The 18,420-nt window shown below is 46.8% G+C and carries 19 protein-coding genes; 18 read left to right on the forward strand and 1 reads right to left on the reverse strand.

All coding sequences use genetic code 11. From position 1 onward, the window contains the following. Position 1 precedes the first annotated feature (1 nt). The 11 genes from J0M30_03135 (at position 2) to J0M30_03185 (ending at position 9,868) form a co-directional block, all read left to right on the forward strand. The gene (locus J0M30_03135; GenBank protein MBN8666469.1) at positions 2 to 598 is read left to right on the forward strand and encodes a DUF3341 domain-containing protein; all 597 of its coding nucleotides are present in this window, start codon (positions 2 to 4) and stop codon (positions 596 to 598) included. Between the two features lie 36 nt (positions 599 to 634). After that, a complete protein-coding gene (locus J0M30_03140; protein ID MBN8666470.1) occupies positions 635 to 1,294 on the forward strand; it encodes a cytochrome c in 660 nt (219 codons plus the stop codon). A gap of 36 nt (positions 1,295 to 1,330) precedes the next feature. Further along, on the forward strand, positions 1,331 to 2,557 hold the full coding sequence (locus tag J0M30_03145) for a quinol:cytochrome C oxidoreductase (GenBank protein MBN8666471.1): 1,227 nt from the start codon (positions 1,331 to 1,333) through the stop codon (positions 2,555 to 2,557). A 51-nt stretch (positions 2,558 to 2,608) separates the two neighbouring features. Next, on the forward strand, positions 2,609 to 3,661 hold the full coding sequence (locus J0M30_03150) for a cytochrome c oxidase subunit II (GenBank protein ID MBN8666472.1): 1,053 nt from the start codon (positions 2,609 to 2,611) through the stop codon (positions 3,659 to 3,661). A 51-nt stretch (positions 3,662 to 3,712) separates the two neighbouring features. Further along, entirely contained in the window at positions 3,713 to 5,518 is a 1,806-nt protein-coding gene (locus J0M30_03155; protein MBN8666473.1) for a cbb3-type cytochrome c oxidase subunit I, read from the forward strand. Between the two features lie 32 nt (positions 5,519 to 5,550). After that, a complete protein-coding gene (gene cyoE / locus J0M30_03160; protein MBN8666474.1) occupies positions 5,551 to 6,453 on the forward strand; it encodes a heme o synthase in 903 nt (300 codons plus the stop codon). A gap of 27 nt (positions 6,454 to 6,480) precedes the next feature. Continuing rightward, the gene (locus tag J0M30_03165; protein MBN8666475.1) at positions 6,481 to 7,050 is read left to right on the forward strand and encodes a heme-copper oxidase subunit III; all 570 of its coding nucleotides are present in this window, start codon (positions 6,481 to 6,483) and stop codon (positions 7,048 to 7,050) included. Between the two features lie 34 nt (positions 7,051 to 7,084). Next, entirely contained in the window at positions 7,085 to 7,957 is an 873-nt protein-coding gene (locus tag J0M30_03170; protein ID MBN8666476.1) for a cytochrome c oxidase subunit 3, read from the forward strand. Between the two features lie 33 nt (positions 7,958 to 7,990). Then, complete coding sequence (locus tag J0M30_03175; GenBank protein MBN8666477.1) at positions 7,991 to 8,416, forward strand: cytochrome C oxidase subunit IV family protein; 426 nt, start codon at positions 7,991 to 7,993, stop codon at positions 8,414 to 8,416. Between the two features lie 82 nt (positions 8,417 to 8,498). Next, positions 8,499 to 9,329 carry an SCO family protein gene (locus J0M30_03180; protein ID MBN8666478.1) on the forward strand — a complete coding sequence of 277 codons (831 nt, stop codon included), beginning with the start codon at positions 8,499 to 8,501 and terminating at the stop codon, positions 9,327 to 9,329. After that, a complete protein-coding gene (locus tag J0M30_03185) occupies positions 9,329 to 9,868 on the forward strand; it encodes a DUF420 domain-containing protein (protein ID MBN8666479.1) in 540 nt (179 codons plus the stop codon). The genes J0M30_03180 and J0M30_03185 overlap by 1 nt, the downstream gene beginning before the upstream one ends. 6 nt (positions 9,869 to 9,874) lie before the next feature. On the opposite strand, the gene J0M30_03190 is transcribed toward J0M30_03185, so the two are convergent. Next, positions 9,875 to 10,216, reverse strand: coding sequence for a hypothetical protein (locus J0M30_03190; protein ID MBN8666480.1), 342 nt, complete (start codon positions 10,214 to 10,216; stop codon positions 9,875 to 9,877). A 181-nt stretch (positions 10,217 to 10,397) separates the two neighbouring features. Between J0M30_03190 and J0M30_03195 the strand changes: the two genes are divergently transcribed. The 7 genes from J0M30_03195 to J0M30_03225 all read left to right on the forward strand — a co-directional run bounded on the left by J0M30_03195 (position 10,398) and on the right by J0M30_03225 (position 18,412). Continuing rightward, complete coding sequence (locus J0M30_03195) at positions 10,398 to 12,857, forward strand: heavy metal translocating P-type ATPase metal-binding domain-containing protein (protein ID MBN8666481.1); 2,460 nt, start codon at positions 10,398 to 10,400, stop codon at positions 12,855 to 12,857. 79 nt (positions 12,858 to 12,936) lie between these two features. Then, positions 12,937 to 13,101, forward strand: coding sequence for a cbb3-type cytochrome oxidase assembly protein CcoS (gene ccoS / locus J0M30_03200; protein MBN8666482.1), 165 nt, complete (start codon positions 12,937 to 12,939; stop codon positions 13,099 to 13,101). 19 nt (positions 13,102 to 13,120) lie between these two features. After that, positions 13,121 to 15,256 (forward strand): cytochrome-c oxidase, cbb3-type subunit I, encoded by a 2,136-nt coding sequence (gene ccoN, locus J0M30_03205; GenBank protein ID MBN8666483.1) that lies wholly within the window; start codon positions 13,121 to 13,123, stop codon positions 15,254 to 15,256. A gap of 10 nt (positions 15,257 to 15,266) precedes the next feature. Continuing rightward, positions 15,267 to 15,482: a cbb3-type cytochrome c oxidase subunit 3 gene (locus J0M30_03210; GenBank protein ID MBN8666484.1), complete on the forward strand. Its 216-nt coding sequence runs from the start codon at positions 15,267 to 15,269 to the stop codon at positions 15,480 to 15,482. 2 nt (positions 15,483 to 15,484) lie between these two features. Then, positions 15,485 to 16,411, forward strand: coding sequence for a c-type cytochrome (locus tag J0M30_03215; protein MBN8666485.1), 927 nt, complete (start codon positions 15,485 to 15,487; stop codon positions 16,409 to 16,411). A gap of 73 nt (positions 16,412 to 16,484) precedes the next feature. After that, positions 16,485 to 17,948 carry a cytochrome c oxidase accessory protein CcoG gene (gene ccoG, locus J0M30_03220; GenBank protein ID MBN8666486.1) on the forward strand — a complete coding sequence of 488 codons (1,464 nt, stop codon included), beginning with the start codon at positions 16,485 to 16,487 and terminating at the stop codon, positions 17,946 to 17,948. Positions 17,949 to 17,974: 26 nt separating this feature from the next. After that, entirely contained in the window at positions 17,975 to 18,412 is a 438-nt protein-coding gene (locus J0M30_03225; protein MBN8666487.1) for a FixH family protein, read from the forward strand. The last annotated feature ends 8 nt before the right edge of the window (positions 18,413 to 18,420 follow it).

An 18,420-nucleotide genomic window follows, 5' to 3' on the forward strand; every position in this document is an offset into this window, starting at 1 on the left:
AATGGCTGAGCAGAAATTTGTAGTTGGTAATTTTTATGATGAAGCGGTGCTTTTCCCCGCCGTTAAAAAGGTGAGAAAGGCCGGTTACAAGATCCACGATGTGTTTACTCCTTTCCCGATCCATGGACTGGATAAGGAAATGGGTTTGCGTGATACGAGTTTGCACACCGCCGGCTTCATCTATGGTATCTCCGGAACCACAACGGCCGTAACCTTTATTACCTGGGCCCTGACAATTGACTGGCCTTTGAATATCGGTGGTAAGCCCTTTTTCTCCCTTCCGGCCTGGATTCCTATCACCTTTGAGTTGACGGTATTGTTTGCCGCAGTAGGAATGGTACTGACCTTCTGTTATCTCTGCCAGTTGGCCCCCTTTGTAAAGAAAGACCATTTCAATCCCCGTTCTACCGACGATACGTTTGTAATGGCTTTGGAATGTACAGACAAGACCAACGAAGCGGAAGCCATGGCATTCCTGCAAAGTGCCGGTGCCCAGGATGTATCGGTTCAGGTAAGGGAAACCCGTTGGTGGCTGGGTAGGTATGACAAAGACGAAAGACCATTCCAGCAAGAAAAAGAAGCGGAAGCCACAGCATAAATCAAATCGCGAAGAACTATTAATAATATACGCCTGATGAGAAAAAATATTTTGACAGCGGGAACGGTAATTGCCCTTTTTATCCTGGCTGCCTGTAATAATGTAAGACGCGATCCGGGTCGTGTATATATGCCCGACATGTCGTACAGCAGGGCTTATGAGACCTACGGGGAATTGGATAGCACCCAGTTCACGCAGAAAATGGCTGAAGCCGGGGAGAAAATTTTCTACAATGCCCAGCCGGTAGCCGGTACTGTGGCCGTTGGAGAAATGCCTGCTTATCCGTATAAGAATGATTCGCTCGGATACGCATTGTCTGCCGGCATACCCAACCCCTTGCCAGCACTCAGTGAAGGAGATATGAAGGAAGCCGAACGTTTATACCTGATCAATTGCGGTATCTGTCATGGTTCCAAGCTGGATGGCAATGGTCCGCTGTATAATGATGGCAATGGCCCGTATACATCAGCCCCCAAGAACTTTATGGATCAGTTGATGAAGGACATGAAAGAAGGCACTATGTTTCATTCGGTGACCTATGGTAAGAACGCGATGGGGTCTTATGCTTCGCAATTGACCACCAAGCAACGTTGGATGATCATTCATTATATTAAAGACAAACAAGGGCTGAAAGCCCCTGCTGCAACGGTTGCTGTTGATACAACAGCCGCTGCCGGTACTGCAGCTGGTAAATAAGAAATTCTCATTGACGAATCAATTAAAAGACAACTGATGGCTATCCGGGAACATTTTGAAATTCCGAAAAAGTACAACCTCTGGTCCTTTGCTTTGATGGGAGTGGGTGCCTTATCCATTGTACTCCTCTATATCACCCATGGGGCCAGCAGCGATCAACACGAAAGCGCCCGCTTTTGGGCCAGCCTGTTACAGAACAGTGTGTTCTTCCTGCTGGTGGTTAATGCCGCAATGTTCTTTATCTGTGCCACGACCCTGGCCTGGGGCGGATGGCAAATGAGTTTCCGCCGGGTGGCTGAAGCCATTTCCGCAGCCGTTCCGGTGATCGGTGTCATCGGTGTGGCCATCTTGCTGGCCATCGTTTTTAGTGATAACCATACGATCTACCACTGGACCGATACCGAGCACGTCAAGCATGATGCGATCCTTTCGCATAAATCGGGTTTCCTGAACAAAACTTTCTTTGCAGTTTGGACTGTGCTGACTGTGGTTCTTTGGTCGGTATTGGGTTGGAAAATGAGAAGCCTCTCCCGTGAAACAGACAATAAGCCCCTGAATGTGGAAGAGGGCAAGAAATATGTTTGGAAAAATACCGTATGGGCCGCCCTTTACATGGTCGTGTTTGCCCTTACCGTGATGTCCACCATCCCCTGGCTCTGGTTGATGAGTATTGACGCTCACTGGTACAGCACCATGTATTCCTGGTACACTTTTGCCAGCACCTTTGTTTCCGGTATGGCACTCATCGCTTTATATGTAGTGTATTTGAAAAATAAAGGATACCTGGAATACACCAACAACGAGCACCTGCATGACCTGGGTAAATTCATGTTCGCGTTCTCTGTGTTCTGGACCTACCTCTGGTTCTCTCAGTACATGCTGATCTGGTATGCAAACATTCCGGAGGAGACCACGTATTTTGAGCCGCGTGTACAAGGGCCTTATAAAAGCATTTTCTTCCTGAACCTGATCATCAACTTCATTTCGCCCCTGCTTATTCTGATGACACGCGATTCGAAGCGGAACTATACGATTGTGACCTTTATGGCTGTTTTGATCATATTCGGTCACTGGCTGGATTTTTTCCAAATGGTTCATCCGGCTATTTCGAACGATCATGTTCCGATGATGTTATATGATCTGGGGATTGCGCTTGGGTTTGTCGGACTGATCATGTTCCTGACCGCCCGCGCGCTGGCAAAAGCGCCGCTTGTGGCAAAGAACCACCCCTTTTTCAAAGAGAGTGTTATACATCACACATAAGCAAGCTTTTAGACGACGATATTTGTAAAACGTATATAGAAATCAACGATTATGTCTACTTTCTTTGTCATAGCCATTCTTGTACTCGGGTTCCTGATCACCTTCCAGATCGCGAAGGCCAGTGAATATGTGTCGGTGATGCGTGGAGAAGAGAATGCCCGTAAACAAAGCAATAAGGTAAATGGCTTCCTGATGCTGGCGTTCCTGATCGTCGGCCTTTTCGGGGTTTATTATTGTAATGAAAAACTGAAAGGCACCATCCTTGGTGAAGCGGCTTCAAACCACGGGGAGAAGATCGATACCATGCTTTATATCACCCTGGCCCTGACCTTTGTGGTTTTCGTTCTGACGCAGGTATTACTTTTCTGGTTTGCCTATAAATACCAGGAATCAGATAGACGTACGCCTTACTATTTCCCCCATGATAATAAATTGGAGTTGATCTGGACCGTTATTCCGGCCATTGCATTGACCGTACTGGTGGGTTTTGGTATCTATTATTGGTTTGGCATCACGGGTGAAGCGCCTAAAGACGCAATGGTGGTGGAAGTGACCGGAAAGCAGTTTGGCTGGGAGTTCCGTTATCCAGGAAAGGATGGCGAATTGGGTAAACGTTATTATAAGGAAACCAACGAAGCAAAGAATAACCCCCTGGGTCAACTTTGGGAGGATAAAGCCAATCACGATGATATCTATGCTACACAGGAATTGCACCTTGTGGTAGGTAAACCAGTTAAAATGGTGATCACCGCCAAAGATGTGATCCATGATGTGGGACTGGTTCATTTCCGGATGAAGATGGACGCCGTACCGGGAACTCCCACTACAATGTGGTTCACCCCTAAGTTCACGACCAAGCAGATGAAGGAGAAATACGGAGAGAATTTTGTGTACGAGATCTCCTGTGATCAAATGTGTGGCCGCGGGCACTACAGCATGCGGGGTACAATTGTGGTAGAGACACAAGAAGAGTTTGACCGCTATCTGGCTGGAATGAAACCCCAGTACCTTGTAGCCAACCCGGATAAGGATCCAACTATTAAAAAACCAGAAGCCCCGGCAGCTGATACAACTAAAGTATTGGCTTCCGTTTTGCAACCCTGATATTTAAAGAAAACTGATCACGCGTTTAAATACGACGATTAAACAACGATTATGAGTACTGAAGCAAGTATGCATGCACATGCAGTGACAGAACACCACAATGGTCATGATGGTCATCATCACCATCACGAAACCTTTGTCAGCAAGTATATCTTCAGCATGGATCACAAGATGATCGCCCGCCAGTTCCTCATCACAGGGATGATCTGGGCCATCATTGGAGGATTATTCTCCGTGCTGTTCCGCTTGCAACTTGGTTATCCTGACCAAAGTTTTCCGATCCTGGAAACCTTCTTTGGTAAATGGGCGCAAGGGGGAAAGATCCTTCCTGAATTCTATTATGCCCTGGTGACCATGCACGGTACCGTTCTTGTATTCTTCGTATTGACTGCCGGATTGAGCGGAACTTTCGCCAACCTGCTTATTCCGCTGCAGATCGGTGCGCGTGATATGGCATCTCCCTTCCTGAACATGTTGTCTTACTGGTTCTTCTTCCTGGCCAGCATGGTGATGATCGGATCTTTGTTTATTGAAACAGGTCCCGCGAGCGGTGGATGGACCATGTACCCACCGTTGAGCGCTGTTCCGCAGGCGGGACTGGGCTCCAAACTGGGAGCAGACCTGTGGTTGGTGAGTATGGCCCTGTTTATTGTTTCTTCTCTCCTTGGAGGGTTGAACTATATCTCTACTGTATTGAATATGCGTACCAAGGGTATGAGCATGACGCGTATGCCGTTGACCATGTGGGCCATGTTCTTTACCGCTGTACTTGGCGTATTGTCTTTCCCGGTATTGTTGTCCGGTGCCATCCTGCTCTTGTTCGACCGTAACCTGGGTACCAGCTTCTACCTGAGTGATATCGTGGTGAATGGAGAGATCCTTTCCAATGAAGGAGGTAGCGCCATTCTTTACCAGCACTTGTTCTGGTTCCTTGGACACCCCGAAGTGTATATCATTCTCTTGCCGGCGATGGGCATGGTATCTGAGATATTGAGTGTGAATTCACGTAAACCGATCTTTGGATACATGGCCATGGTGGGGTCTCTGTTCGCTATTGCGATCCTCGCCTTCCTGGTATGGGCACACCATATGTTTGTCACAGGGTTGAACCCCTTCCTTGGCGCCTTCTTCGTATTGCTAACGCTTTTGATCGCGGTGCCATCGGCCATCAAGGTATTTAACTGGCTTACCACCTTATGGCGGGGAAATATCCGGTTTACACCGGCTACCCTGTTTGCCATTGGTTTTGTAAGCTTGTTCATCTCCGGTGGTTTGACCGGTATCTTCCTGGGTAACTCCACCATTGATATTCACCTGCATGATACCATGTTTGTGGTGGCCCACTTCCATATTGTAATGGGTGTGGCTTCCTTCTTTGGTATGTTTGCCGGTGTGTACCATTGGTTCCCGAAGATGTTTGGTCGTTATTTGAACAATACCCTTGGGTATATTCATTTCTGGGTCACCTTTATTTGTGCCTACCTGATCTTCTGGCCCATGCACTATCAGGGATTGGCCGGGGTACCACGTCGTTACCTGGAAAAATCCGCGTGGAACTCCTTTAACCAGTTTGGAGATCTGGATAAAATGATCACGGTGGCTTCCATTGTCGTATTTGCCGTGCAATTGATGTTCATATTCAATTTCTTTTATTCAATTTTCAAAGGCAGAAAAGTGCGTACCCAGAACCCCTGGGGAGCGAATACTTTGGAATGGACCACCCCGATCAACCCGGGTCATGGTAACTGGGAAGGAGAGATTCCTGAAGTACACCGTTGGGCGTACGATTATGGTAAGGATGGTGTAGAGTTCATCCCCCAAACGGTTCCAGTAGGTGAAAATGAGAGTAAACATTAAATAATACGGTCCTGAAAGAAGATAAGATTTTGATGAGTGAGGATAACAAGAAGGGCCAAACGAGTTCTTTTACAATTTCCGGGAAGTTCAGGGATTATGGTAAACTCATAAAAATGTCCCTCAGCATCATGGTGGTTTTTTCCGCTGTGATCAGCTATCTGTTGGCACCTAAGGTGGTGGCTTACGACTGGACCAGTATCCTGCTTTTATTCATAGCAGGTATGTTGGTAACCGGAAGCGCAAATGCGGTGAACCAGGTAGTGGAACGGGATACGGATGCGTTGATGAAACGTACTGCATCCCGACCTGTGGCTGCAGGGCGAATGAGTGTGACAGAAGGCTGGGCTTTTTCGATCATTACCGGGGTGGCGGGTGTATTCCTGCTGGCCTGGTTCTTCAATGGTGTTTCGGCGGCGATAGCGGCATTTAGTTGGTTTCTGTATGCTTTTATCTATACCCCGTTAAAGAAAGTAAATGCCATTTCAGTGATCGTTGGAGCTGTGCCAGGTGCGTTGCCTTGTTTGATCGGATGGGCTGCGGGAGATGACCAGTTATCGGCAGGGGGTTGGATCCTTTTTGCTTTTCAGTTTTTATGGCAGTTTCCCCATTTCTGGGCGATTGCCTGGCTGGCACACAAGGATTATTCGGCTGCGGGTTTTCGGTTATTGCCAGGTGAAAAGGACCCTACGCGATACACGGCTTTGCAGTCGATCCTTTATTCCCTGTTGCTGTTTCCCATAGGCTTTGCGCCTTATCTGACGGGAATGACGGGCTGGGTAAGCGCGATCATTGTAACGGTAGCCAACCTGTTTATGCTTTGGCAATCGGTTCGTTTGTACCGTGAAATGGAAGCCAAAGCCGCCCGGAGAGTCATGTTTGGAAGTTATATCTACCTGCCAGTGGTTTTACTGGCCTGGTTGATCGATAAAGTGTAGTTGAATCGAGTAAAATTTAAAAGCGAGATGGATACCGTGAGTGCTGTAGAACAAAAGAAAATGCACCCGAGCAAGTTTACCTTGTGGGTGGCCATCGGAAGCATCATTATGATGTTTGCCGGTTTGACGAGTGCCTATATTGTCAAGAGCAGCCAGGCGGGATGGCGGGAGATCACGCTACCCACCGTTTTCTGGTACTCTACTGCGGCGATACTGGTAAGCAGTCTGACAGTGCAGATGGCATTACGCTCTTTTAAGCAAAGGGAGATGAGCAGGTACCGGATGCTGATTGCGGTAACCTTCCTGCTGGGGGCTTTGTTTGTCGCCCTTCAGGTGATAGGTTTCCGGCAGTTATGGGATAGCGGGGTACAATTCAAAGGGGCATCAGGTGCAGGGCAGTTCCTGTATGTGATTGCCGGATTGCATGCCGTTCACGTGATCGGCGGGGTGATCGCCCTGTTGGTGATGTTCATCAAGGCCTTTTTTGGAAGATCAAGAAATTATAGCAATACCCCGGTGGAGGTAGCAGCAACCTATTGGCATTTTGTTGACCTGCTTTGGATCTACCTGGTGGTGTTCTTTACCTGGATAGGGTAAGCATATAGTTAAAATTTAAACCTAAAACGACGACATGGCTTCTAGAGTAACGGCGCATCAAACCAAGTGGTGGAGTGGGGGTAAGAGCCCATTCAACCTCGAGTATGGCAAACTCATGATGTGGTATTTTCTTATGAGTGATGCCTTCACTTTTGGCGCCTTCCTGATCTCTTATGGTACGGTCCGCTTTTCTCAGAATTTCTGGCCCGACCCTAACGTAGTGTTTAATGCCTTTCCCGGTGCCGGTCATGCCAACCTGCCCCTGGCCTTTGTGAGTGTAATGACCTTTATCCTGATCATCAGCTCGGTGACCATGGTATTGGCAGTGCACGCCGGGCATAACAATGATAAGAAAGGGGTAGTTAAATGGTTGTTCTGGACCATTGTAGGAGGTCTCGCCTTCCTTGGCTGTCAGGCCTGGGAATGGACCCACCTGCTGACCGGGGAACATGCCACACTGGTAAGCGGTCATATTGAACTGCTTCCTCAAACCACCAGTGTGAACCCTTGGGGACCCCTGGTAGATGGTGCTGCTGTAACCGATGCGCTGAAGAATTCAACACCTCAGGTTTTAGCCCGACTCGTACATGAACATGATGCTACCCGCTCCATTGAGCAACTGGTGGCCATGCCCAAAGATCAATTGCTGGCCATGGTCAATACCGCAGAATTACATGTACGCGAAACAGGCCCTGTTGCTTTTGGCGGTTATTTCTTTGGTATCACTGGTTTCCACGGATTTCACGTATTCTCCGGGGTCATCATCAATATCATCATGTTGATCATGACACAAAAAGATGTATTTGCCCGTCGTGGTCATTACCTGATGATCGAGAAGGCCGGATTGTACTGGCACTTTGTAGACCTTGTATGGGTATTTGTATTCCTTTGTTTCTATCTGATCTAAACCCACAAAAAAATTAATTAATACTATTTTCCCATGGAGCACAATACCATTTCCCCAGAGATCACTTTCCAGCATCATACGGATGATGCGGAGTTCAAGAAGCGGATCCGAAAGACCACGATCCTTCTGTCTGTGATCACGATCATTGAACTGGCTATCGGTTTGGCGATCTATAACATTCACAAAGGGGAAAATCCCAGTGAACTGTTGGTCCTCATGTTCAAAGGACTTGTTTGTATCCTGACCCTGGCTAAAGCTTATTATATCGTTTCGATATTCATGCACCTGGGCGATGAGATCCGGAATATGATCATGACGATCGTAGTGCCCTTATTGCTTTTTATATGGTTCATTGCTGCGTTTTTGATTGATGGCAATTCCTACAAGAACCTGCGGAACAAATATGATCCGCATTTCAAGGAGCGCACGACCGTTGAACACAAGAGCGGCAAACATTGATGGTCCCGGGGTACAGCGTGAACGAATTAAATGACTATAAGACCACTGCCCCGGCAGTGGTTTTTTTATAAAAATATCTCCTGTGAACAAGAAAGCATTTCTGGCCCTTCTGATGGCATTGATCATTCCGCTGATCTGTTATTTTGTAGTAAAACAGTTCAGCTCGGAAGCGGTGCAAATGCCCCGCCGATTCTTTAGCGACTCTACCGAGGTGGATACGGTCAGGGGTAAGTTGTACAGCGATACCGCCTGGCACCGGGTCCCTGATTTTACCTTTACCAATCAATTGGGGCAGAAAGTGTCGATGAGCGACCTGAAGTATGTAAAAAATGGGGATACGCTTAATAAGATCATCGTGGCCGATTTTTTCTTTACCCATTGCCCAACGATTTGCCCCGGAATGACGGCCAATATGCGTAAGCTGCAGACCTCGATCAAAAAAGCGCAGCGGGTAGGTAACACCACACCTGATTTTATCCATTTTATCTCCTTTAGTATTGACCCCGAACGGGATTCCGTTCAGCAATTGAAGAAATGGGCCGACCGGTTTCAGATCAACCCGGAAATGTGGTGGTTATTGACCGGTGACCGGAAGCAGATCTATGACCTTTCGCTCAATGAAATGAAATTGATCGCCGTGGATGGGGAGGGTGTAGATACCAATTTTATCCACACCGATAAATTTGTGCTCATTGATGGGGATCGCATCATACGGGGATACTACAATGGGCTGGATAGTATAAGCCTCGCCCGTTTGTCCAATGATATCATTTTTCTGAGCCTGGAGAAGAACCGGAGCAAGAAAAGTTTCTTTTCGGGTAAACTAGAATTGATTGCCGTTGTTTTTCTTTTGGCCCTGGTGGGACTGGGTCTGTTTCTCTTTGTTTTACGTAAAACCAAAAACCAAAATTAATGCTACCTGCTGTTTGGAAAAAGAATGATAAGAAGGCCAGGTTCCTTATTCTCAGTTTTTCGCTGATCGTATTTACGGCTGTGGTGGCTTTAGGCCGCATTAGTCTGGATGTTGACCTGGGCTTTGACGTACATATTTTTGCCAAGGCCAATGCGATAATAAATTCCTGTGTAGCCATTCTTTTATTGGCAGCATTGTTGGCGGTAAAGGGTAAAAATTATATGTTGCATAAGCGACTGATGATGACGGCCATGGTACTCTCCATCTTGTTTTTGGTCAGTTATATCGCGCATCATCTTTTTGCCGGCGAGACCAAGTTTGGCGGGGAGGGTTTTTCAAAGACCATTTATTATTTGATCTTATTTACGCATATCCCCCTCGCGGGTATCATTCTTCCCTTTATACTCTATACAGCCTATTATGGGCTCACCGGAGAATTTGGTCGTCATAAAAAAACGGCGCGGATCACCTGGCCTGTTTGGTTTTATGTAGCGGTGACAGGTGTGGTGGTATATTGGATGATCAGTCCCTATTATTGATACTTACTACGGAAGGAAATACTTCAGGAAACCGAAAATCGCCAGTATTTGAGTGATCCAGCATACAAACATCCATTTGTAGATATTTCCAAATTTCCCTTCAATAACGGTAAACCTTCTTTCGATATCAGCAAACCCCTTTTCCATCCGGATAGCCAGTTCATTATCACGTTCCAGCGAAGCCTTTTCAGCCTCCCAAAATTCCTTTTTGGTCACTAAATGAGAAATTCGGTTATCCATTTCGGTAACTATTTTTTCATCGATAAAAGCAATCAGGGTTTCTGTGGTTTCAGGCCCCAGCCTTGGGTTAAGGGAATCATAGAGTTTTTTCACGGTTCGCGACTTCATCGGATCAAGTTTAGTCAAAACTACTTGTAACGTAATTGCCCGACAAGGGCGGAAATACGAAGTCAGACAGGAGTTTACACGAAGGTGCCTGACCTTTCTCAGGTTTTTGGCTGACCCCCCTCATTTCCTTGCTCCCCTTTTCCGGCAATCTTTGTTCATTGCCGGATACTGGCGTCTTTTTATGGAAGCGATTGAAACGATAACCCCTCCCTTACCTCCAATAGCGCCCAAAAAACCGGGCACTAAAGAAACTACCCATTGCTACCATTGTGGCGAAAAATGTGATCATTCCATTGCCATAGATGAGAAGTATTTCTGTTGTGAAGGGTGCAAATTTGTGTTTGAGCTCCTGCAGGAAAATGGCCTGTGTAACTATTACGACCTGAGCAACACACCGGGTATTAAAGTGAAGGGGAAATTCAGTTCTGACAAATTCGCCTATCTCGACAACCCGGACATTCAAAAGAAACTGCTGCGTTTTACCGACGGGAAACAAAGCCAGGTGAATTTTTATCTGCCCCAGATGCACTGCGCCTCCTGTATCTGGTTGCTGGAAAACCTTCATGCCATTCAGCCTGGTGTACTTCATTCCAAAACCAATTTTCAGCGCAAAGAAATATTCATTGCCTTTGATACCTCGGTTACTTCCCTGCGAAAAGTAGTGGAACTACTGGCATTTGTGGGATATGAACCCTATATCAGTTTTGATGACAATGAAAAGAAACGCACAAAAAAGGTCAACCGCCAAAAGATCTACCGGATCGGTGTAGCGGGCTTTAGCTTTAGCAATATCATGATGCTGAGTTTTCCGGAGTATTTCTCCTCGGGAAATATCAGCGAAACCTATCTGGTCCGCATTTTCAGCTACCTGAATCTCTTACTGGCCCTGCCCGTTTTCTTTTATAGCGCGTCTGAGTTCTTTGTTTCGGCTTATAAAGGGCTTCGCCAAAAATGGCTCAATATTGACGCACCCATTGCGCTGGCTATCCTGGTCACTTTTTCGCGAAGTGTCTATGAGATCCTATCAGGCACCGGCGCGGGTTATCTCGATTCCATGACCGGTGTGGTATTATTCATGTTGATCGGCCGCTGGTTCCAGGACAAGACCTATGATTCTTTTTCCTTTGACCGTGATTATAAATCTTATTTCCCGCTTGGGGTTACCCTGGTAAAAGACGGGGTTGAAACGCCGGTCACCATCAGTGAACTGAAGAAGGGCGACAGGGTCATCGTGCGGCATAATGAAATGGTTCCCGCCGATGGCATTTTGCTGGAAGGGGAAGCCAGTATCGATTATAGTTTTGTCTCGGGAGAGAATAACCTATCCATCAAACGAAAGGGCGAACTGATTTATGCCGGGGCCACCCAGTCTGGCGGATCTATACTTATCGAAGTAGTTAATCCCGTTACACAGAGTTATATCACACAGCTATGGAACAACAACGACGTATTCAACGGAGCGAAGCATGTAGAGAAATCATTTGTCCACCCCTGGAGCCGGTATTTCACCTGGACGCTTTTTACCGTAGCCGGAGTGGGAGCTATTTATTGGGCAACGGTGGACTCTTCGAAGATCCTGCCGGCGGTAACGGCGGCGTTGATCGTGGCCTGCCCCTGTTCGCTGCTCCTCTCGGCCACATTCACTTTCGGGAATATGTTGAGGCATTTTGGCCGAAACAAACTCTACCTGAAAAATGCTACGGTGATCGAATCGATCGCCAGGATTGATACCGTTGTCTTTGATAAAACCGGCACCCTTACGCATACACAACAGGCACGCATAGAATTTCTGGGAAGTAACCCCGATAAACACCAGGAAAGGGCCATTTACTCCCTCGCCAAACAATCAGCTCACCCCCTGAGCCGGCTTTTGGCCAACCACCTCTTAGAGACAGGCACAGAGCCCATGACCATTTCAGACTTTACAGAATTGGCGGGAAAAGGGGTGGAGGGACGAGTTGGCAATAACCGGATCCGATTGGGTTCCTCCTCCTTTGTACGCGGGATGGAAAAAGTAGCCGAACAGGGAACCAGCGAAGTTTGGGTATCCATAAATAACCAGGTGCTTGGCGCGTATAGCATCCATAACCGCTATCGGCCGGGAGTGGATAAAATGGCTTCCTGGTTTGAATCACAAGGCTTTGACCTGCATGTTCTCTCGGGTGATAACGATGCGGAAAGAGAAAACCTCCAGCAAATATTTGGAAAAAAAGCCTCGCTGGTCTTCAATCAATCTCCTCAAAATAAACTGGAATATATTAAGTCCCTTCAATCACGCAAACGTAAAGTGATGATGTTGGGGGACGGTCTTAATGATGCCGGGGCCTTGAAGCAAAGCGATGTTGGGATTGCGGTTACCGAGAACAGCAGCCAGTTCACTCCCGCTTCAGATGCCATTCTTGACAGCAGCGAAATGAATAAAATGGATGGGTTTGTCCGTTATGCCCGCTCCGGCAAAGGAATTGTAACAATCGGGTTCGTGGTGTCCATTCTGTACAATTTCGTAGGACTCAGTTTTGCGGTATCTGCCAATCTTTCACCACTTGTAGCGGCCATCCTGATGCCGGTCAGTACCATCACGATCGTGGTCATCGCCGGTGTAGCCAGTTCTATCGTGGCGCGTAAAACCCTGGGTAACTGACCATCCTCATAGAATTGTCTGATAATTGTCATAAACCCCCTGTAGGTATCAAAATACATTTGTGTCCAATTGAATAAAAATGAGCGTGTTAGTCATCCTTATCGCATTGAGTATCATCGTCGCCGGGATCTTTCTCTTTGCCTTTATCTTATCGGTGAAGCGAGGTCAGTTTGATGATGATTATACCCCTTCGGTGCGTATGCTGTTTGATGATCCCCCCGCTGTAAAAGAAGAAAACGTTTAATAAACCAAAACAATCATACATGCAACTGGAAAAGTTTAGTTACGACAATAAGATAGTGCGCAATTTCGCGATTGCCACTATTGTTTGGGGTGTTGTAGGTATGTTGGTCGGTCTCTGGGTGGCCTTTCAGTTGGTATTTCCCAAAGAACTGAACCTTCAACCCTACTTCAACTTTGGTCGCCTGAGACCTCTCCACACCAATGCGGTGATCTTCGCGTTTGTGGGGAATGGTATTTTCATGGGTGTTTATTATTCGCTACAACGATTGCTGAAAACAAGAATGGCCAGTGATCTGCTGGGTAAGATCCATTTCTGGGGCTGGCAATTGATCATTGTATCAGCGGCCATCACACTACCCCTGGGTATTACTACCAGTAAAGAATATGCAGAACTGGAGTGGCCCATTGATATAGCCATCGCCGTTATCTGGGTTGTTTTTGGATGGAACATGTTTGCTACCATCCTGAAGCGCCGTGAGAGACACCTCTATGTAGCCATCTGGTTCTACATTGCCACATTTGTAACAGTTGCCGTACTCCATATTGTGAACTCTTTTGAGTTGCCCATCAGTTTCCTGAAAAGTTATTCCTGGTATGCTGGTGTGCAAGACGCGCTGGTACAATGGTGGTATGGTCACAATGCGGTGGCCTTCTTCCTGACCACACCTTATCTGGGATTGATGTACTACTTCATGCCTAAGGCAGCCAATCGCCCGGTATTCTCGTATCGTCTTTCCATTATTCACTTCTGGGCGCTCATTTTCATTTATATCTGGGCAGGCCCTCACCACTTGTTATATACTTCATTGCCTAACTGGGCACAGTCACTTGGTATCGTATTCTCCTTTACTCTTATTTTCCCCAGCTGGGGTGGTATGATCAATGGTTTGCTTACGCTGCGCGGTGCCTGGGATAAAGTGAGAGAAGATGTGATCCTTAAATTCATGGTGGTAGCCGTAACCGCTTATGGTATGTCCACTTTTGAAGGACCGATGCTGTCGCTCAAGACCATCAATGCCATCAGCCACTTTACCGACTGGACCATTGCCCACGTACACGTTGGCGGTTTGGGTTGGAATGGTATGCTGACCTTTGGTATTCTGTACTGGTTGATCCCTCGTATTTTCAATACACAACTGTATTCAAAACGCCTGGCCAATATCCACTTCTGGATCGGCACACTGGGTATCCTGTTCTACGCCGTACCCATGTACTGGGCTGGCTTTACACAGGCATCCATGTGGAAACAGTTCACTGAAACAGGTCAATTGAAATATCAATTCCTGGAAACAGTTACTTATCTGAAACCCTTCCTCGCTACCCGTGGTTTTGGTGGTGCACTCTTCCTGGCTGGTGCGATCATCATGATGTACAACCTGTTCATGACCATCAAACAAGGTAAGCTGGTAGCCAATGAAGAAGCCGAAGCGCCTGCACTGGAAAAAGTTTATCACAAACATGGAAGTGAACACTGGCACCGTTGGATCGAGCGCAAGCCCGTACAATTCCTGGTGCTGTCACTGGTAGTGATCCTGATCGGAGGTATCGTTGAAATGGTGCCCACCTTCCTGGTGAAATCAAATATTCCCACCATCGCGAGTGTTAAACCCTATACCCCGCTTGAGTTACAAGGACGTGATATCTATGTGCGGGAAGGTTGCTATCTCTGTCACTCCCAAATGATACGACCCTTCCGTTCGGAAACCGAACGGTATGGAGAATATTCCAAAGCCGGTGAGTTTGTATATGACCACCCCTTCCAATGGGGTTCTAAACGGACAGGCCCCGATCTGCAAAGAGAAGGAACTGGGAACAACAAGAAATCCGATCTCTGGCATTTCAACCATATGGATGATCCGCAGGCGATCAGCCCCGGATCGATCATGCCCAGCTATTCTTTCATGATCGACAAGAATCTGGATACCTCTACGACCGCCGCTAAGATCAGGGCCATGCAAACCCTGGGTGTACCGTATGAGAAAGGATATGATCAAATCGCGAACAAGGAACTGATGGAGCAAGCCAGCCGGATCGCCGGTAACCTGGCAAAAGACAGTGTGAACGTTCCGGCCAACCGCGAGATCATTGCCATTATCGCCTATTTGCAACGCCTCGGAACCGATATTGAAAAAGGAAAAGTAGCCGAAAACCAATAAAAACAAGATCATGCTGAAATACATCAGGCAATATGCAGAAACCATCAGCGGGATAGAGATCTATCCCATGATCTCCCTCTTGATCTTTGTCCTTTTCTTTATCGCCGTTCTTTACTATGTAAAGAAAATGGATAAGAAATATGTGGACGAGGTGAGTAACCTGCCACTGGAGGACGACGGGGCAACAGACGAAAAAAACCCTTTCCAAAATCTTAAACATGCTTAAGGATGAGACAGATTATCAGAAATAAAAAACTGCTTTTTACGATAGCTGCCCTCACCGGGTTCAGCACCTTTGGATGGGCACAGGATGCTGCCCCGGCAGCCAATTCCAGTGGTATTTCCAATGAAACCTTTCTCCTGATCATCATCGGGTTGCTCCTGTTCATTTTATTGGTCATGGCCGTGATCATGAACAATATGAGCAATGTGATGCGTGAAGTAAAGAAAGGAGGCAACTATGTGAAACAACCCGGAGGCCTTGCATCCTTCTGGAATATGCTGGATAAAAAGTTCTTTACCCGGGCCGTGCCTGTGGAAAGAGAAGCCGATGTGATGCTTGACCATGATTACGACGGCATCAAAGAATTGGACAATGCCCTGCCACCCTGGTGGAAATGGGGTTTTTATATCACCCTGATCCTGGCGGTATTCTATATCCTGCGTTTCCATGTTTGGAAAACAGGACCTGATCCTATCCAGGAATACAATGCCGAGCTGGCCTATGCTGCTAAACAGGCAGAAGCCTTCCGGGCTAAAGCTGGTGAGCAGGTAGATGAAAAAACCGTAACGCTTGCTGATGCAGCGGGTATCGCAACTGGTAAGACCAAATTCCTTCAAACCTGTTCTGTTTGTCATGGACAAAATGGTGAAGGGGGCGTAGGTCCAAACCTGACCGATAATTATTGGCTGCATGGCGGTACCATCAATGATATTTTTAAAACCATCAAGTATGGTGTTCCCGAAAAAGGAATGCAATCCTGGGAAAAAGCATTTTCACCGACAGACATTAAGAACCTGTCCAGTTTTGTAAAATCACTGGTAGGTACAAAAGTCGACAATGGTAAAGCACCCCAGGGTACGCTCTTTACAGAAGGAGCCCCTGCTGCTGATACTACCAATACGGCACCGAAAGATACGGCCGCCGGTAAATAAAAGGCGTGCTTATGTGATCAAGGTAACCGAACTCCTTACGGGGTTCGTTTACCTTGAGTAAATGAAAAGTGAAATGAACAATTCCGACGAAACGAAAACCCCGGGCGCTGAGTTCCATTACGATGACGAGGCCGCAAGTAAGAAAGAATTACTTGACCAGTCATTCAGGGATTCGGTAGCAACGATCGACAAAGAAGGGAAGCGTAATTATATCCTTCCTAAAAAGCCCAAGGGTAAGCTGTACAACTGGCGCACCCTTGCCTCCGTCGTTTATCTGGTAGTGTTTTTCACCCTGCCCTTTATCAAGGTTGATGGACAGCCCTTCTTCATGTTCAATGTGCTGGAGCGCAAGTTCATTTTCTTTGGACAGGTTTTCTGGCCTCAGGATTTTTTCATTTTCGCCATCGGCCTCCTCACCTTTATGGTCTTTATCATCCTGTTCACCGTGGTATTTGGCCGGGTGTTCTGTGGATGGGCCTGCCCGCAAACCATTTTCATGGAAATGGTTTTCCGTAAGATCGAATATTGGCTGGATGGGGATTCGAACGAACAACGGAAGTTGAAGGAAATGCCCTGGAACGGGTACAAGATCCGGAAACGGGTGACCAAAATGATCGTCTTTTTTGCCATCTCCTTTATCATTGCTAATTTTTTCCTGGCCTACCTGATTGGTATGGATAGTGTAATGGCCATGGTAAAAGAAGGCGTTGGCGCAAATATGGGAACCTTTATTTCCTTATTGGGCTTTACCAGTGTTTTCTTCTTTGTTTATTATTGGTTTCGCGAACAAGCCTGTATCGTTGTTTGCCCTTATGGACGATTACAAGGAGTTTTGTTGGATAAAAAATCCATTGTCGTTGCGTATGATTATGTTCGGGGCGAACCAAGAGGTAAGGTAAAAAAGGCGGAAGTCGAAATGGACCCCAAGGGTGACTGTATCGATTGTGCTGCTTGTGTACGCGTTTGCCCGACAGGGATAGATATTCGAAACGGTACACAACTGGAATGCGTGAACTGCACAGCGTGTATTGATGCCTGTGATGAGATCATGGTGAAAGTAAACAAGCCGACCGGGCTAATCCGATATGAATCTGAAGAGAATATAGCGCATAGCCGGAAAACGAAATTCAACTGGCGCATAGCCGGTTATTCCACGGTACTCCTTGTATTAATATCTGTGTTATCCATTCTGATCATTACCAGGGATGATGTGGATGCGCGCATTTTGCGCACGGCCGGACAAATGTTCACGCGTGACCAGGATGGCCGTATCAGTAATATCTATAACATCAAACTGGCCAATAAGACCCATAACGATATTCCCATGACGCTTAAGCTGGAGAATATTAAAGGAGAGATCACAGTTGTGGGCAAAAATCTGGTTGTACCTAAAGAGTCTTATTTCCAAACACCCTTCTTTGTCAAGATCGATCGGAGTTTGATCACCCGTCGCAAGACACCGATCGTGCTGGGCGTATATGAAGGCGATAAAAAGATCAAGACCGTGAATACAACATTTCTGGGTCCTGGTTTTTGATCCAGTCACACTAAAAACGAAACACCATGCGAATCAGTTGGGGTTACAAAATTCTTGCACTTTATCTCTGCTTTGTTGCCGGGATACTTTTCCTGGTCTTTAAGGCCAGCAAAGAAAACTACGACCTGGTGACCAAGAATTATTATGAGGCAGAGCTCAAATATCAGGATGTTATTGACCGAAAAGCCAATACGGCGAGGTTGTCTGCCCCGGTTCGTATTGAAAATAGCAAAACAAAGATCCGGGTGGAATTCCCTGCAGATTTTAATAATAAGGCCATTAAGGGAGATGCATACCTCTATTGTCCGTCGGATGCCCGTAAGGATATGCGCCGTCAGATCGATAGCAAGGACCTGGCATTTGAGTGGATCGTTCCTGGTACACCCTCCGGGCTTTATGAGTTAAAACTGAGTTGGACGAGTGAAGGGATAGAATATTATAAGGAGGAGAAAGTTTTCTTTTAGCCTGATAG

It is taken from the genome of Chitinophagales bacterium, assembly GCA_017303415.1.
GTDB lineage: Bacteria > Bacteroidota > Bacteroidia > Chitinophagales > Chitinophagaceae > SpSt-398.

Excerpts from the sequence above, each read along its gene's own strand:
- J0M30_03140 (MBN8666470.1), top strand. The coding sequence starts at position 635 with ATGAGAAAAAATATTTTGACAGCGGGAACGGTAATTGCCCTTTTTATC.
- J0M30_03185 (MBN8666479.1), top strand. The coding sequence starts at position 9,329 with ATGCTACCTGCTGTTTGGAAAAAGAATGATAAGAAGGCCAGGTTCCTT.
- cyoE (MBN8666474.1), top strand. The coding sequence starts at position 5,551 with ATGAGTGAGGATAACAAGAAGGGCCAAACGAGTTCTTTTACAATTTCC.
- J0M30_03135 (MBN8666469.1), top strand. The coding sequence starts at position 2 with ATGGCTGAGCAGAAATTTGTAGTTGGTAATTTTTATGATGAAGCGGTG.
- J0M30_03175 (MBN8666477.1), top strand. The coding sequence starts at position 7,991 with ATGGAGCACAATACCATTTCCCCAGAGATCACTTTCCAGCATCATACG.
- J0M30_03145 (MBN8666471.1), top strand. The coding sequence starts at position 1,331 with ATGGCTATCCGGGAACATTTTGAAATTCCGAAAAAGTACAACCTCTGG.
- J0M30_03190 (MBN8666480.1), bottom strand. The coding sequence starts at position 10,216 with ATGAAGTCGCGAACCGTGAAAAAACTCTATGATTCCCTTAACCCAAGG.
- J0M30_03165 (MBN8666475.1), top strand. The coding sequence starts at position 6,481 with ATGGATACCGTGAGTGCTGTAGAACAAAAGAAAATGCACCCGAGCAAG.
- J0M30_03210 (MBN8666484.1), top strand. The coding sequence starts at position 15,267 with ATGCTGAAATACATCAGGCAATATGCAGAAACCATCAGCGGGATAGAG.
- J0M30_03215 (MBN8666485.1), top strand. The coding sequence starts at position 15,485 with ATGAGACAGATTATCAGAAATAAAAAACTGCTTTTTACGATAGCTGCC.
- ccoG (MBN8666486.1), top strand. The coding sequence starts at position 16,485 with ATGAACAATTCCGACGAAACGAAAACCCCGGGCGCTGAGTTCCATTAC.
- J0M30_03195 (MBN8666481.1), top strand. The coding sequence starts at position 10,398 with ATGGAAGCGATTGAAACGATAACCCCTCCCTTACCTCCAATAGCGCCC.
- J0M30_03150 (MBN8666472.1), top strand. The coding sequence starts at position 2,609 with ATGTCTACTTTCTTTGTCATAGCCATTCTTGTACTCGGGTTCCTGATC.
- ccoS (MBN8666482.1), top strand. The coding sequence starts at position 12,937 with ATGAGCGTGTTAGTCATCCTTATCGCATTGAGTATCATCGTCGCCGGG.
- J0M30_03155 (MBN8666473.1), top strand. The coding sequence starts at position 3,713 with ATGAGTACTGAAGCAAGTATGCATGCACATGCAGTGACAGAACACCAC.
- J0M30_03225 (MBN8666487.1), top strand. The coding sequence starts at position 17,975 with ATGCGAATCAGTTGGGGTTACAAAATTCTTGCACTTTATCTCTGCTTT.
- ccoN (MBN8666483.1), top strand. The coding sequence starts at position 13,121 with ATGCAACTGGAAAAGTTTAGTTACGACAATAAGATAGTGCGCAATTTC.
- J0M30_03170 (MBN8666476.1), top strand. The coding sequence starts at position 7,085 with ATGGCTTCTAGAGTAACGGCGCATCAAACCAAGTGGTGGAGTGGGGGT.